We start from the raw sequence: 14,563 nt of genomic DNA, 5'->3' as shown, positions 1-14,563 counted from the left end.
GACAGGCCCTGCGTCCGACGGACGCAGGGCCTGTCTCGTGGGCGGGTGCCGCACCGGGGACCATCAGGCCCCGGGCGTCAGCAGGCCCAGCACCTCGTCGTGCAGCAGGCCGTTCGTGGCCAGGGCGTTGCCGCCGAAGGGCCCGGGCTCGCCCTCGAGGGAGGTGAACCGCCCGCCGGCCTCCTCCACGACGGGCACGAGGGCCGCCATGTCGTGCAGACCCAGCTCGGGCTCGCACGCGATGTCGACGGCCCCCTCGGCGAGGAGGCAGTAGGACCAGAAGTCCCCGTAGGCGCGGGTGCGCCAGACCGAATCGGTCAGCTCCAGGAAGCGCTCCCGCACCCCCAGGTCGCGCCACCCGGTCAGCGACGAGTAGGACAGGGACGCGTCGGAGAGCTGCCCCACCTGGGAGACGCGGATGCGCTGCGCGTTGGCCAGGGACTTGCCGGTGTACGCTCCCGTGCCGGAGGCCGCCCACCAGCGCCGGCCCAGGGCCGGTGCCGAGACCACGCCGACCACGGGGCGGCCCTCGTCGACGAGCGCGATGAGCGTGGCCCACACGGGCACCCCGCGCACGAAGTTCTTCGTCCCGTCGATGGGGTCGACGACCCACTGCCGGGCCCCGCTGCCCGTGGCCCCGTACTCCTCGCCGATCACGGCGTCCCGGTTGCGCGTGCGCCCCAGCTGGGCGCGGATGAGCTGCTCGGCCTCCCGGTCGGCGTCCGTCACGGGAGTCAGGTCGGGCTTGGTCTCCACCGTGAGGTCCTGGGCCTTGAACCGCCGCATGGTCAGGCGGTCCACGGCGTCGGCCAGGATGTGGGCGAGGCGGAGGTCGTCGGTGTAGTTGCTGGGACTGCGCATTGGACCAACCTACCCCGAACCGCTCCCCGCCCCGGGCGGGCGCCGGTGCGGGGCCGGCCGCCCCGGCCGGTCCGGCCGATCCGTGGTCACTGGACGCCCAGCTCCTTCTCGTCGCGGGTCTCGCCCGCCCGGGCATGGGCGCCCAGCAGCCGGCGCAGGGACGCCAGCCGCGACGCCCCGGCGGAGCCGGCGCGGCCCGTGGCCACCCACTCGTCGAGGGCGCAGCCCGGGGAGTCCTCGGTGTGCCGGCAGCCCTTGGGGCACTCGGCGATGGCCTCGGCCAGCTCGTCGAAGGCCTCGACGATCCGGTCCGGGTCCACGTGGGCGAGACCGAACGAGCGGATTCCCGGGGTGTCGATGATCCACGAGCCCGGGGAGGCGCCCTCGACCTTCAGCGCCAGGGCGGACGACGACGTGTGCCGGCCCCGTCCCGTCACGGCGTTCACCCCGCCCGTGGCCCGGTGGGCGCCCGTGAGCGCGTTGACGAGCGTGGACTTGCCCACGCCCGAGTGGCCCAGCAGCACGGACACGCGCCCGTCGAGGCGCTCCCGCAGCGCCTCCACGAGCCCCGGGTCGAGGGGGAGGGTGCCGCCGTCTCCCGCGGGCGCGGCCCCCGGCGCCGGCCCGGAGACGAGCACGGGCAGCTCCAGCGCGGTGTAGTGGGAGACGAGCTCGGCGGGGTCCCGCAGGTCCGCCTTGGTGATGCACAGCAGCGGCTCGATCCCGGCGTCGTAGGCGGCCACGAGGGAACGGTCGATGAAACCCGTGCGGGGCTCCGGGTTGGCGGCGGCCACGACCACCACAAGCTGGTCGGCGTTGGCCACGACGACCCGCTCCACGGGGTCGTCGTCGTCGGCGCTGCGGCGCAGCACGGTCGAGCGCTCCTCGATCCGCACGAGCCGCGCGAGGGCGTCCGGGCCGCCGCTGACGTCCCCGACGAGGCCCACGAGGTCCCCGGCGACCACGGGCTGGCGGCGCAGCTCCTTGGCCCGCACGGCCACGACGAGCCGCTCCCGGGGGGTGTCCTCGTCCAGCACGGCGGTGTAGCGGCCGCGGTCCACGGTGACGATCCGCCCCGTGACGGCGTCCTCGTGGGCGGGGCGGTCCTTGGTGCGGGGCCGGGAGCCGGACTTGTGCGCCCGGACGCGGACGTCCGACTCGTCCCAGTCCCGGCGCGTGGAGTCCCTACGCGCCACGGCCCGTCCCCACGAGCTCGGCCCACAGCTGCGGGAACTCCGGCAGCGTCTTGGCGGTCGTCGCGATGTCCTCGACGAGCACGTCGCGCACCACGAGACCGACCACCGCGCCGGCCGTGGCCATCCGGTGATCCTCGTAGCTGTACCACGTGCCGCGGTGCAGGGTCGCCGGGCGCACGAGGAGCCCGTCCTCGGTCTCCTCCGCGTCCCCGCCGAGCCGGTTGATCTCCGCCACCAGGGCGGCGAGCCGGTCGGTCTCGTGACCGCGCAGGTGCGCGATGCCGCGCAGCCGGGACGGGGTCGTGGCCACGGCGCAGATCGCCGCGACCGTGGGGGCGAGCTCCCCGGCCTCGGAGAGGTCCAGGTCCACGCCGGTGACGACCTCGGGCCCGGTTACGGTGAACGTCCCGTCCGCGAGCTCCACCTGCGCCCCGAAGGCCGGCAGGATGTGCTTCCAGTGGTCCCCGCCCTGGGTCGTGCGCTCCGGCCAGCGGGGCACCGAGACCCGCCCGCCCGTGACGACCGCCGCCGCGAGGAAGGGCCCGGCGTTGGAGAGGTCCTGCTCGATCTCGACGTCGAAGGCCCGGACCGGGCCGGGGGAGACCCGCCACTCGTCCGGCACCGAGTCGTCCACGGCGACCCCCAGCTCCCGGAGCACCTCCACGGTCATCTGCACGTGGGGCATGGAGGGCACGCCGCGGCCGTGCGCGCCGCGGTGGCGCAGCACCAGGCCCTCCTCGAAGCGGGCGCCCGCGAGCAGCAGGGCGGAGACGAACTGGCTGGAGCCAGTCGCGTCGATCGCGAGCTCCCCGCCGCGCACCCCGCCGGTGCCGTGGACCGTGAACGGCAACCGGCCCCGCCCGTCGTCCTCGACGCGCACGCCGAGCCCCCGCAGGGCCTCGACCACGGGGCCCATGGGACGCACGCGGGCGGCGGGGTCGCCGTCGAAGGTGACGGGCCGGCGCGCCAGCGCCGCGACGGGCGGGACGAAGCGCATCACGGTGCCGGCGAGGCCGCACTCGACGGTGACGGGCTCGGTGGCGTCCCACGGCGCGGGGGTCACCACGAGGTCGGGGCCGAAGTCCCCGGCGCCGGGCACCTCCTCGACCTGCGCCCCGAGGGCGCGCAGGGCCTCGACCATGAGCCGGGAGTCCCGGGAGTGCAGGGGCGAGCGCAGCCGGCACGGGCCGTCCGCGAGGGCGGCGAGCAGCAGGTACCTGTTGGTGAGCGACTTGGAGCCCGGCACCGTCAGCAAGGCGACGACGGGACGGGGACGGACGAACGGAGCCGGCCACAGCTCGTGCTGCTGGGCCGGCTCCGCCGCGTCGGGACGGGTGGTGGGCACGGAGGCCTCCGACGGGTTCACGGTGGTCGGTCCGCCGCCTAGCCGTGCTTGACGGAGTGCTGGATCGTCTTCTCGGCCTTGGCGACCTGCTTCTGGGTGTCCCGGCCCAGCCGGGAGGCGCTCTTGCGCACGTCGCCCGCGAGGTGCTCGGCGCGCCACAGCAACGAGGGATTGCCCTCGGTGTCCACGGCGGCGAGCATGACGGCGCCCACGAGGGAGGAGTTCTTGAAGGCGGTGCTGCGCCGCGCGGCCTTCTGCTCCGCGGTGCTCGCCTCGGCGGCGCGGTAGTCGGCGTAGGCGTTGAGCGCGGTCGTGGTGACGAGCACCCCGGCCGAGAGGCGGGGCAGCTTGCCCAGCCCGAAGAGCACGGCCGCGCCGACCTGCGCCGCGGCCAGGCCCTGGGCCACCACGGCGTGGTTCTGCAGCGCGGGCCCGACCTGCGGGAAGGCCTTCGTGGCGGCGGAGATCGCGGGGGCGAGGTGCTGGGCGGCGGACGACGAGCTGCGGAAGCTCTCGACACCGTTGGCGACGTAGCCGGTGGCCAGCAGCGGGCGGGCGATGCGACGGACGATGCTCATGGGGTTCCTCCTCTGCGGCCGGCCAGACCGCGGGGCCGTGCCGGACGGGGCCGGACGGGGCCGGATGGGATCGGACGGGACGGGCGCGGCGGACCGCGCCGCTCGTCCCATCCTAGCCACGGGTCGGCTGCGGCGGGCCAGCCGGGGCCGCGGGTGCGCGGGGAATACGCGGGCCCGTGTCCCCCGTTGTGCCAGGGGAGCACCGACCGGAGTGCGCCCGGACCCCCGGGGGAGAGGAGGCACCATTTCCACCGCCGTGCACGTCCGCGCCCCCGCCCGGGGCACGGGAACGGTCACCGTAGACTGGTCGGTGATGAACGAGCAGAACCAGCAGGAGGCCGTCCCCGCGCGGACCGAGCCGCCCGTCGACGTCGACACCGAGACCACCGAGGACCGGAAGGCACGCTTCGAGCGGGATGCCATGGAGTACGTGGACCAGCTCTACGCCGCGGCCCTGCGCATGGCCCGCAACCCGGCCGACGCCGAGGACCTCGTGCAGGAGGCCTACACGAAGGCGTTCTCCGCGTTCCACCAGTACAAGCCGGGGACCAACCTCAAGGCGTGGCTGTACCGGATCCTGACGAACACCTACATCAACCTCTACCGCAAGCGCCAGCGGGAGCCGCAGCAGGCGAACACGGACACCGTGGAGGACTGGCAGCTGCACCGCGCCGAGTCCCACACCTCCTCCGGGCTGCGCTCCGCCGAGGTCGAGGCCCTCGACCACCTCCCGGACACCGACGTCAAGCGCGCGCTCCAGGAGCTGCCGGAGGAGTTCCGGCTGGCGGTGTACTTCTCCGACGTGGAGGGCTTCGCCTACAAGGAGATCTCCGAGATCATGGACACCCCGATCGGCACGGTGATGTCCCGCCTGCACCGCGGGCGCAAGCTGCTGCGCGAGAAGCTCGCCGACTACGCCGCGGAGCGCGGCTTCGACACCTCGAAGGCCACCGGGGACAAGAAGGCCGGGGCCAAGAAGAAGGAAAAGGACAAGTAGACATGGCCGACTGCGAGAGCCTCGGAGGCTGCACGGACGAGAGGATCCGCCGGATCTACGAGTACCTCGACGGGGTGCTCCCCGCCCAGGACCTCGACGAGATCCACGGGCACCTCCTCGAGTGCCGGGAGTGCGCCCGCGAGTACGACCTGGAGTGCGTGATCCGCTCGGTGGTCCGCCGCTCCTGCGCGGAGACCGCGCCCGCGGACCTGCGGATCTCCATCCTCGCCCGCCTCCACGACGAGCGCCACGACCCGCCGGCCGCCTGAGCCGCCCGCCCCGCGGCGCCGCGGGGCACCACCCGCCGGAGACGGAAGGGCCCCGGACCGCTGAGCGGTCCGGGGCCCTTCGTCACGGCGGTGCCGGGTCCTCGGGGGACCTCAGGCGTTGGGGCGCTTGCCGTGGTTGGCGCCGCCCTTGCGGCGGTCCTTGCGCTTGCGTCCGCGCTTGCTCATACGAGCCTCCTGTCTTCCGCGGCCTGTCCGCGGCGGATCGTGGGTGTCGGCGCCCGTTCCCGCGTCAGCGGCGGCCGGACGAGGCACTGCCTGCCATTGTCTCACACGCCCGGCCGTGGCCGCGCCGACGGCCGGGGCGGCCGGCCGCGGCCGCCGGTCACTGGGGCTCGGGCAGGTCCAGCCAGCCGTACCACCCGCGGTGCAGCACGAGCCACGCCATGAGCCCGTAGCCGGCCTGGCCGGGCCGGCCGTGGTTGGCCGCGAGGTCCTTGCGCCACTGCTCGTGGTGCTGCAGGGGGTTGAACGTGTCCACGTAGACGTGGTTGCGCCGGGTCGTGACGTCCGCGTACGCGGCGGAGAGGTCCGCGATGCGACGGTTGCGCTCCGCGTCCAGGGTCGGCGGGGGCCCGACGACGAGCACCCGCACGTTGTGCTGCGAGGCGGTGTCGATGATGTTGGCCATGTTGAGCCGGGAGCGCGCGCTCGTGATGCTCAGGTCGATGTCCAGGGTGGACGGCGCGATGACCAGGCGGTTGTCGTGGCCGGACGCGAAGCGGCGGGCCGCCTCCTCGAACCACCGCTCGTTGAGGGACTCGCTGCCCTCCCCGGGGGCGGAGAGGTTGTAGGCGGAGACGGGGACCACGTGGTGCGGGGTCCGGGCCATGACGCGCCCGAACCAGCCGAGGGCCCGGGGGTCGCCCTCGCCGGCCAGCAGCTCGTCACCGACTGCGACAATTCTGATCCTTCGTTGCTCCACGTCGTTCTTTCTGCTCGGGGGATCGGGACACGAGCGGCGCCGGCCCGTGGGCCCGGACCGGCGCCGGACTCGATGGGGGAGGGCGGGCGGCGGGGGCACGGGCCCCCGCCGCCCGGGGACGGGCTCAGGCCCGCGAGAACGCGCTCTGCACGAGGGTCTCCAGCTCCGCGGTGTGCCGCTTGGCCGAGCCGTTGGCCGGGGAGGCCGACGCCGGGCGGGAGGCCAGGCGCACGGGCCGGTCGAGCTGCGGCACCAGGTTCACGGCCATGAACGGCCAGGCCCCCTGGTTGGCGGGCTCGTCCTGGGCCCAGACGATCCGGGCCTGCGGGTACTTGGAGAGCTCCTCCCGGATCTCCGCGAGCGGCAGCGGGTACAGCTGCTCGACGCGCACGATCGCGGTGGTGCGGTCCTTCTTCTGCTCCCGCATGGCCGCGAGGTCGTAGTAGAGCCGGCCGGAGACCAGCACCACGTCGGTGACCTCGGACCGGTCCAGCCCGGCCTCGTCGGCGATCACGGGGCGGAACGTGCCGCTCGTGAACTCCTCGATCGGGGAGGCGGCCGCCTTCAGGCGCAGCAGCTGCTTGGGCGTGGCCACGATCAGCGGCTTGCGGGGGCGGCTGTAGGCCTGCCGGCGCAGCAGGTGGAAGTGGTTGGCCGGGGTCGAGGGGTTCGCCACGACCATGTTCTTCTCGGCGCACAGCGTGAGGAAGCGCTCGATCCGGGCCGAGGAGTGGTCCGGGCCCTGGCCCTCGAAGCCGTGCGGCAGCAACATGACCAGCGAGGAGCGCTGGCCCCACTTCTGCTCCGCCGAGGAGATGAACTCGTCGACGATCGTCTGCGCGCCGTTGACGAAGTCGCCGAACTGCGCCTCCCACACCGTCAGGGCGTCGGGGCGCTCCACGGAGTAGCCGTACTCGAAGCCCAGCACCCCGTACTCGGACAGCAGCGAGTTGTAGATCGCCAGCCGCGCCTGGTCGCCGGCGAGGTGGTTCAGCGGGGTCCACTCGGCGCCGGTGCCGGCGTCGAAGAACACGGCGTGGCGCTGCGTGAAGGTCCCGCGCCGCACGTCCTGTCCGGACATGCGCACCGGGATGCCCTCCATCAGCAGGGAGCCGAAGGCCATGAGCTCGCCCATGCCCCAGTCCACGCCGCCCTCGCGGGTCATCGCCTCGCGGCGCTCCAGCAGCTTCTGCAGCTTCTTGTGCACCGTGAAGCCCTCGGGGACCTCCACGTGCGCCCGGCCGATGCGGTGGGCGGCGTCCGCGGAGATCGCCGTGGACCGCGGGATCGACACCCCGGAGTCGGCCTGCTGGGCCGAGGGGCGCTCGATGTTCGAGATCGCGGCCGAGTCCCCGGTGACCAGCGGGATGGAGGACGTCTGGGCCTCGTGCGTCTCCGCGAAGACCCGCTCCAGGCGCTCCTGGTAGTCCTTCAGCGCCCGGTCCGCCTCGTCCTGCGTGATGTCGCCGCGGCCCACGAGGTTCTCGGTGTAGATCTTGCGGGTCGAGCGCTTCTGCTCGATGAGGTTGTACATCAGCGGCTGCGTCATCGAGGGGTCGTCGCCCTCGTTGTGCCCGCGCCGGCGGTAGCACACGAGGTCGACGACGACGTCCTTGTGGAAGGCCTGGCGGTAGGCGAACGCCATCTGGCCCACGTGCGTGACGGCCTCGGGGTCGTCGGCGTTGACGTGGAAGACGGGCGCCTGGACGGCCCGCGCGACGTCGGTCGCGTAGGTCGAGGAGCGCGCCGCCGCCGGCGCGGTGGTGAAGCCCACCTGGTTGTTGACGACGACGTGGATGGTGCCGCCCACGGCGTAACCGGGCAGCTGCGACATCTGGAGCACCTCGGCCACGACGCCCTGGCCGGCGAACGCGGCGTCGCCGTGGACCTGGATCGGCAGCACCGGGAAGGTGCCGTCGCCCTCGGGACCGGCGCCCAGGACGTCGGTCTTGGCGCGGGCGATGCCCTCGATCACCGGGTCGGCCGCCTCCAGGTGGGAGGGGTTGGCCGCGAGGTAGACCTGGGTCTCGTTGCCGTTGTCGGAGGTGAAGGTGCCCTCGGTGCCGAGGTGGTACTTCACGTCGCCGGAGCCCTCGGTGGTGCGCGGGTCCTGGCTGCCCTCGAACTCGCGGAAGACCTGGGCGTAGGACTTGCCGGCGATGTTGGTGAGCACGTTGAGCCGGCCGCGGTGGGCCATGGCGATGCCCACGCCGGCGAGCCCGGCGTCGGCGGCGTCGGAGATGATCTCGTCGAGCAGCGGGATCAGGGACTCGCCGCCCTCGAGGGAGAAGCGCTTCTGGCCCACGTACTTGGTCTGCAGGAACGTCTCGAACGCCTCGGCGGCGTTGAGCCGGCCCAGGATCCGGAACTGCTCCTCGCGGGAGGGCTTCTGGTAGCCGTGCTCGAGCTGGTCCTGGAACCACTCGCGCTCCTCCGGCTCCTGCAGGTGCATGTACTCCACGCCGAGGGTGCGGCAGTAGGCGTCGCGCAGCCGGCCCAGGATGGTGCGCAGGCTCAGCACGGGGGCGCCGCCGAAGCCGCCGGTGGGCCACTCGCGCTCGAGGTCCCACAGCGAGAGCCCGTAGGTGCGGATGTCGAGGTCCGGGTGCTTGCGCATCACGTACTCGAGCGGGTTCGTGTCAGCCATGAGGTGGCCGCGGACCCGGTAGGCGTGGATGAGCTGCTGGATCCGGGCGACCTTGTTGACCTGGATCTCCGGGTTGACCTGGTTGTCCACGGCCCAGCGCACGGGCTCGTAGGGGATCCGCAGGGCCTCGAAGATCTCGTCGTAGAAGTTGTCCTCGCCCAGCAGGTACGACTCGATCAGGCGCAGGAACTCGCCCGAGCCCGCGCCCTGGATGACCCGGTGGTCGTAGGTCGAGGTCAGGGTGATGATCTTCGACACCGCGTGGCGGGCGATGGTCTTGGGGGAGGAGCCCTTGTACTCGGCCGGGTAGTCGAGGGCGCCCACGCCGACGATGCAGGCCTGGCCCTTGGACAGGCGCGGCACGGAGTGGACCGTGCCGATCCCGCCCGGGTTGGTCAGGGACACGGTGGTGCCCTGGTAGTCCTCCATGGTCAGCTCGTTGGTGCGCGCCCGGCGGACGATGTCCTCGTACGCCGTCCAGAACTGCTGGAAGCTCATGGTCTCGGCGCCCTTGATGTTCGGCACCACGAGGTTGCGGGAGCCGTCCTTGTTCGGGATGTCGATCGCGAGCCCGAAGTTCACGTGCGCGGGGTGGATGGCGACCGGCTTGCCGTCCTGCTCGTCGTAGACGACGTTCTGGGACGGGAAGTTCGCGAGCGCCTTGATCACGGCGTAGCCGATCAGGTGCGTGAAGGAGACCTTGCCGCCGCGGTTGCGGGAGAGGTGGCTGTTGATGACGATGCGGTTGTCGATCAGCAGCTTCGCCGGCACGGCGCGCACGGTGGTCGCGGTGGGCACCGTGAGGGACGCGTCCATGTTCGCGGCCACGGCCTTCGCGGGACCGCGCAGCTTCACGACGGTGTCCTCGGCGGGCGCCTTGGGCGCCGCGGCGGCGGCGGCGCGCGGACGGGACGGCTGGGCGGGGATCGGCTTCTTCGCCGAGGTCTCCCCGTGGTCGGTCTCCGGCCGGTTCTCGGCCTTGGCGCCGGACTTCGTGGGGGCCGGAGCGGCCGCCGGCGTCGTGGGCGCGGCCTGCGGGGCGGTGGCCCGGGGAGCGGAGGACGGCTGGGGTGCAGCCGCCTTCGGTGCCGCGGTCTGGGGGGCTGCGGCCGGCGTCGCGGCGGGGGCCTGGGGGGCTGCGGCCCGGGGGGTGGAGGCCTTCGGCGCGGCCTGCGGGGCGGAGGCCTGCTCCGGCCCCGCACCGTCCTCCGCGCTCATCGCCTCGAAGATGGGCCACCACTTCTCGTCCACCGAGTTCCTGTCCGCCTGGTACTTTTCGAACAGTTCGTCGACGAGCCACTCGTTACCTGCGAATTCTTCAGGGATTAGGTGCTGTGGCTGATTTGGCACGGGGAATACGCCTCTTCCATGGTTGATCGCGTGGGGGCCTTCTGCCCGGTCCCCACAGTGTCGGTCCCAGCAGCATCCGGACCCGCCGCCGGTGAACGTCCCGGCCGTCTCCCGCGACGGCTGCCGACGTCGTCCTCCGGACGTGCCGGACGGTCGCCGACCGGGCGCGGCCGTACCTCCGCCCGAGTCTAGTGATCCGCGCCGCGGCATGGCTAGTCGGCGGCCGGGCCCCGCGGCGTCGTGTCGCGGCACCGCGACTACACTGGAGCGGTGCGCTTCCTCAACACCCCCACCGCGGACCTCACCTACAACGACGTCTTCCTCGTCCCGTCGAGCTCCCGGGTCACCTCCCGCTTCGACGTCGACCTGGCCCCGCGCGACGGGACCGGTGCCACCATCCCCCTCGTGGCCGCCAACATGACCGCCGTCACCGGCCGGCGCATGGTGGAGACCCTCGCCCGGCGCGGTGGCCTGGGCATCCTGCCGCAGGACATCCCGCTCGACGTCATCGCCGAGGTGACCCGCTGGGTCAAGGACCGCTCGCCCCGCTTCGAGACCCCCGTGGTGCTCGCGGCCGAGGACACGGTGCACGACGCGCTGGGGATCATGCACAAGCGCCCGCACGGCGCCGTCGTCGTGTGCGGCCCGGGCCGGTCCTACCGGGGGGTGGTGCTCGCCGCGGACTGCGCCGAGGTGGACCGCTTCACCCAGCTCGGCTCCATCATGCGCACCGACGCCCCGGTCTTCTCCGCCGCCGAGGTCCGGGCCGGTGCGGGCGAGGACGTGCTGGAGGCCGCCTACGACCGCCTGGCCCTGACCCGCGCCCACGTCGCGCCCGTGCTCGACGGCGACGAGGTGGTGGGCGTGCTCACCCGCAAGGGCACGGTCCGCTCGACCATCTACACCCCCGCCCTGGACGCGCAGGGCCGGCTGCGCGTCGGGGCCGCGGTGGGCATCAACGGGGACGTCCGCGGCAAGGCGCATGCCCTCGTGGAGGCGGGGGTGGACGTGCTGGTCGTCGACACCGCCCACGGCCACCAGCGCAAGATGCTGGAGGCCCTCGAGGCGGTCCGCGCCGCGGCCCCGGACGTGCCCGTCGCGGCGGGCAACGTGGTCACCGCCGACGGCGTGCAGGACCTCGTCGACGCCGGCGCGGACATCGTCAAGGTCGGCGTGGGCCCCGGGGCGATGTGCACCACCCGGATGATGACGGCCGTGGGCCGGCCCCAGTTCTCCGCTGTGCTCGAGTGCGCGGAGGCCGCCGCCGCGCTCGGGCGCCACGTCTGGGCCGACGGCGGCGTGAAGCACCCGCGCGACGTCGCCCTCGCCCTCGCGGCCGGCGCGAGCCAGGTGATGATCGGCTCCTGGTTCGCCGGCACCCACGAGGGTCCCGGCGAGCTCAACGTCGACGCCGACGGGCGGGCCTACAAGGAGAGCTTCGGGATGGCCTCGACCCGCGCCGTGCGCGAGCGCACCCGCGCGGAGGGCGCCTTCGCCCGGGCGCGCAAGGGGTTGTTCGAGGAGGGCATCTCCAGCTCCAAGATGTACCTGGACCCCGAGCGCCCCGGGGTCGAGGACCTCGTCGACCACATCACCGCGGGCGTGCGCAGCTCCATGACCTACGCGGGGGCCACGACCCTCGAGCAGTTCGCGGCCCGCGCGGTGATCGGGGTCCAGTCCACGTCCGGCTACGAGGAGGGCCGCGCCCGGCCCGTCAGCTGGTCCTGATCCGCCCGGGCTCCGGTATCCTGGAGCCCTCATGGACTCGTACAGTAGTTGCCGGCCCGGCCGCGGGGCTCCCCGCCGCGGCCCCCGTGCCGGCTCCCCCCAGACCCCCTCCGCCGACCCCCTCCCGGGCCGCGACCCCCACCGGGGAGGCACCGCCTGATGGACTGGCTGCTGCTGGCCGCCGGCCTGCTCCTGATCCTCGGCACCGGCTTCTTCGTGGCCGTGGAGTTCTCCCTCGTGGCCCTCGACCAGGCGACGGTGCGCCGGGCGATCGCCCAGGGCGACCGCGGGGCCGAACCGCTACTGCGGTGCCTGAAGTCCCTGTCCACCCAGCTCTCGAGCTGCCAGCTGGGCATCACCCTCACCACCCTGCTGACCGGCTACACCCTGGACCTCGCCCTCCAGTCCTTCCTGAGCGGGCCCATCGTGGAGCTCACCGGCCTCTCCGAGGCGGCGGCCGGGGCGGCCACGCTGGCCATCTCCATGCTCCTGTCCACGCTGCTGTCGATGCTGCTGGGCGAGCTCGTGCCGAAGAACTGGGCCATCTCGGAGGCCTACCGGGTGGGCCGCGTGGTCGCCCGCCCCCAGCTCGTGTTCACGGCGGTGTTCAAGCCGTTCGTGCTGGGCCTCAACGGCGTCGCCAACCGGGTGCTGCACGTCTTCGGGATGGAGGCCAAGGAGGAGCTCTCCGGCGCCCGCTCGCCCGAGGAGCTGTCCTCGATGGTGCGCCGCTCGGCGAAGATGGGCACGCTCGACGCGGGCACCGCGACCTTCGTGGCCAAGACCCTCACCTTCGCCGAGCGCACCGCCGCGGACGTGATGACCCCGCGGATCCGCGTGCAGATGCTCGACTCCCACGACCCCGTGGCGGAGGTCGTCGCCGTCGCCTCCCGCACGGGCCACTCCCGCTTCCCGGTGATGGAGGACTCGCCCGACGACGTGCGCGGCGTGGTCCACGTCAAGAAGGCCGTGGCCGTGCCGGCGGAGCGCCGCGCGGCCCTGGAGTGCGGGGCGATCATGGAGGACGTCCTGCGCGTGCCCGAGACCGTCCACCTGGACTCCCTGCTCGTGCAGCTGCGCTCGGGCGGGCTGCAGATGGCCGTCGTCGTCGACGAGTGGGGCGGCACCGCCGGTGTCGTCACGCTCGAGGACCTCGTCGAGGAGGTCGTCGGGGAGGTCGCCGACGAGCACGACCGGCTCAGCCCCGGCGCCCTGCAGTCCGCCACCGGGGAGTGGTACTTCCCCGGCCTGCTGCGCCCCGACGAGGTCTCCGAGCAGATCACCGAGCTCGACATCGAGGACGGGCCCGCCTACGAGACCATGGGCGGGTTCATGATGGACCGGCTCGGCCAGGTGCCCCGGCCCGGGGACGCCGTCCCCGTCAAGGGCGGGGTCCTCGAGGTCCAGCGCATGGACGGGCGACGGGTCGACCGGATCCGGTTCGTGCCCTCGCCGTCCCCGGGCGACGGCGCCCCCGCGACCGAGGAGGAGGCGCGATGAGCGACTGGGCAGGACTGGCCTGGCTCGTGGTGCTGCTGGCCGGCAACGCGTTCTTCGTCGGCGGCGAGTTCGCCGTGATGTCCGCGCGGCGCAGCCAGATCGAGCCGCTCGCCGAGGCCGGCGACAAGCGGGCGCGCACGGCGCTCTACGCCATGGAGCACGTCTCCCTCATGCTGGCCTGCTGCCAGCTGGGCATCACCGTGTGCTCGCTGCTGATCCTCAACATCTCCGAGCCGGCGCTGCACCACGTCGTCTCCGGCCCGCTCGAGCACCTGGGCGTGCCGGCCGAGGTCGCCGACGTCAGCGGCTTCCTCACGGCCCTCGTCGTCGTGACCTTCCTGCACGTGGTCTTCGGCGAGATGGTCCCCAAGAACATGTCCGTCTCCGGCGCGGACCGCGCCGTGCTGCTGCTGGCGCCCCCGCTGGTGCTCGTCTCCCGCGCCGTCAAGCCGGTCATCGCGACCCTGAACTGGTCCGCCAACCACGTCCTGAAGCTCATGGGCATCGAGCCGAAGGACGAGGTCTCCTCCACCTTCACCCTCGACGAGCTGCAGTCCATCGTGGCGGAGTCGACCAAGGAGGGCACCGTCGCCGACGAGACGGGCCTGCTCTCCGGGGCCCTGGAGTTCTCCTCCAAGCGCACCGCCGACGTCATGGTCCCGCTGTCCGAGCTGGTGACCCTGCCCGAGGACGTGTCCCCGGCGGAGGTCGAGAAGGCCGTGGCCCGCACCGGGTTCTCCCGCTTCGCCCTCACCGAGGACGACGGCGAGCTCAACGGCTACCTGCACATCAAGGACGTGCTCTCGATCCCCGAGGGCCGCTACACCGAGCCCGTCCCGGTGACCCGCGTGCGCTCCCTGGCCAACCTGCGCCCGGACATCGAGATCGACGACGCGCTCGCGGCCATGCAGCGCACCGGCTCGCACCTGGCGCGCGTGGTCGACACCGGGGGGCGCACCCTCGGGGTGCTCTTCCTCGAGGACGTCATCGAGGAGCTGGTCGGCGAGATCCGCGACACCACCCAGGACCGCCGCCAGCGCCGCGGGGACCGGGTCGACACCTCGGAGCCGCCGCGCTGAGCCCGCGCCCGCGCCCGCGCCCCGCCCGGCCCGCCACGGACCTCCTCCGCGGCGGGCCGCCGCGTTGTCG

Annotated in this window: 12 protein-coding genes; 5 read left to right on the top strand and 7 right to left on the bottom strand. The window is 73.3% G+C overall.

Annotated elements, in window-relative coordinates; translation table 11 throughout:
* Positions 1-63 precede the first annotated feature (63 nt).
* The 4 genes from hisN to M3185_RS02160 all read right to left on the bottom strand — a co-directional run bounded on the left by hisN (position 64) and on the right by M3185_RS02160 (position 3,980).
* Complete coding sequence (hisN, locus tag M3185_RS02175; RefSeq protein WP_251332026.1) at positions 64-861, bottom strand: histidinol-phosphatase; 798 nt, start codon at positions 859-861, stop codon at positions 64-66.
* Positions 862-947: 86 nt separating this feature from the next.
* Positions 948-2,057, bottom strand: coding sequence for a ribosome small subunit-dependent GTPase A (gene rsgA, locus M3185_RS02170; protein WP_251332025.1), 1,110 nt, complete (start codon positions 2,055-2,057; stop codon positions 948-950).
* A complete protein-coding gene (aroA, locus tag M3185_RS02165) occupies positions 2,047-3,423 on the bottom strand; it encodes a 3-phosphoshikimate 1-carboxyvinyltransferase (protein WP_251332024.1) in 1,377 nt (458 codons plus the stop codon). The genes rsgA and aroA overlap by 11 nt, the downstream gene beginning before the upstream one ends.
* A gap of 17 nt (positions 3,424-3,440) precedes the next feature.
* Complete coding sequence (locus tag M3185_RS02160; protein WP_251332023.1) at positions 3,441-3,980, bottom strand: DoxX family membrane protein; 540 nt, start codon at positions 3,978-3,980, stop codon at positions 3,441-3,443.
* A gap of 313 nt (positions 3,981-4,293) precedes the next feature.
* Between M3185_RS02160 and M3185_RS02155 the strand changes: the two genes are divergently transcribed.
* Together M3185_RS02155 and rsrA are read left to right on the top strand one after the other, a co-directional pair.
* Positions 4,294-4,977, top strand: coding sequence for a sigma-70 family RNA polymerase sigma factor (locus tag M3185_RS02155; protein ID WP_251332022.1), 684 nt, complete (start codon positions 4,294-4,296; stop codon positions 4,975-4,977).
* 2 nt (positions 4,978-4,979) lie between these two features.
* Positions 4,980-5,246 (top strand): mycothiol system anti-sigma-R factor, encoded by a 267-nt coding sequence (rsrA, locus tag M3185_RS02150; RefSeq protein ID WP_251332021.1) that lies wholly within the window; start codon positions 4,980-4,982, stop codon positions 5,244-5,246.
* Positions 5,247-5,357: 111 nt separating this feature from the next.
* On the opposite strand, the gene M3185_RS17490 is transcribed toward rsrA, so the two are convergent.
* The 3 genes from M3185_RS17490 to M3185_RS02140 all read right to left on the bottom strand — a co-directional run bounded on the left by M3185_RS17490 (position 5,358) and on the right by M3185_RS02140 (position 10,186).
* Complete coding sequence (locus M3185_RS17490) at positions 5,358-5,432, bottom strand: 50S ribosomal protein bL37 (protein ID WP_095343185.1); 75 nt, start codon at positions 5,430-5,432, stop codon at positions 5,358-5,360.
* Between the two features lie 157 nt (positions 5,433-5,589).
* A complete protein-coding gene (locus M3185_RS02145; protein ID WP_251332020.1) occupies positions 5,590-6,189 on the bottom strand; it encodes a GDSL-type esterase/lipase family protein in 600 nt (199 codons plus the stop codon).
* Positions 6,190-6,313: 124 nt separating this feature from the next.
* The gene (locus M3185_RS02140) at positions 6,314-10,186 is read right to left on the bottom strand and encodes a multifunctional oxoglutarate decarboxylase/oxoglutarate dehydrogenase thiamine pyrophosphate-binding subunit/dihydrolipoyllysine-residue succinyltransferase subunit (RefSeq protein ID WP_251332019.1); all 3,873 of its coding nucleotides are present in this window, start codon (positions 10,184-10,186) and stop codon (positions 6,314-6,316) included.
* A gap of 270 nt (positions 10,187-10,456) precedes the next feature.
* Between M3185_RS02140 and M3185_RS02135 the strand changes: the two genes are divergently transcribed.
* From M3185_RS02135 to M3185_RS02125, 3 genes are all read left to right on the top strand, one after another.
* The gene (locus M3185_RS02135; protein ID WP_251332018.1) at positions 10,457-11,914 is read left to right on the top strand and encodes a GMP reductase; all 1,458 of its coding nucleotides are present in this window, start codon (positions 10,457-10,459) and stop codon (positions 11,912-11,914) included.
* Positions 11,915-12,073: 159 nt separating this feature from the next.
* Entirely contained in the window at positions 12,074-13,414 is a 1,341-nt protein-coding gene (locus M3185_RS02130; RefSeq protein ID WP_251332017.1) for a hemolysin family protein, read from the top strand.
* Positions 13,411-14,493, top strand: a complete 1,083-nt coding sequence (locus tag M3185_RS02125; RefSeq protein ID WP_251332016.1) for a hemolysin family protein — start codon at positions 13,411-13,413, stop codon at positions 14,491-14,493. The genes M3185_RS02130 and M3185_RS02125 overlap by 4 nt, the downstream gene beginning before the upstream one ends.
* The last annotated feature ends 70 nt before the right edge of the window (positions 14,494-14,563 follow it).

The organism is Kocuria rosea, from assembly GCF_023715525.1.
Taxonomy (GTDB): Bacteria; Actinomycetota; Actinomycetes; order Actinomycetales; family Micrococcaceae; genus Kocuria; species Kocuria rosea_A.
This window is presented reverse-complemented; position numbering and strand designations above follow the sequence as displayed.

Coding starts and splice junctions, on each gene's coding strand:
- hisN (WP_251332026.1), bottom strand. CDS start 861: ATGCGCAGTCCCAGCAACTACACCGACGACCTCCGCCTCGCCCACATC.
- M3185_RS02160 (WP_251332023.1), bottom strand. CDS start 3,980: ATGAGCATCGTCCGTCGCATCGCCCGCCCGCTGCTGGCCACCGGCTAC.
- M3185_RS02155 (WP_251332022.1), top strand. CDS start 4,294: ATGAACGAGCAGAACCAGCAGGAGGCCGTCCCCGCGCGGACCGAGCCG.
- rsrA (WP_251332021.1), top strand. CDS start 4,980: ATGGCCGACTGCGAGAGCCTCGGAGGCTGCACGGACGAGAGGATCCGC.
- M3185_RS02130 (WP_251332017.1), top strand. CDS start 12,074: ATGGACTGGCTGCTGCTGGCCGCCGGCCTGCTCCTGATCCTCGGCACC.
- M3185_RS02125 (WP_251332016.1), top strand. CDS start 13,411: ATGAGCGACTGGGCAGGACTGGCCTGGCTCGTGGTGCTGCTGGCCGGC.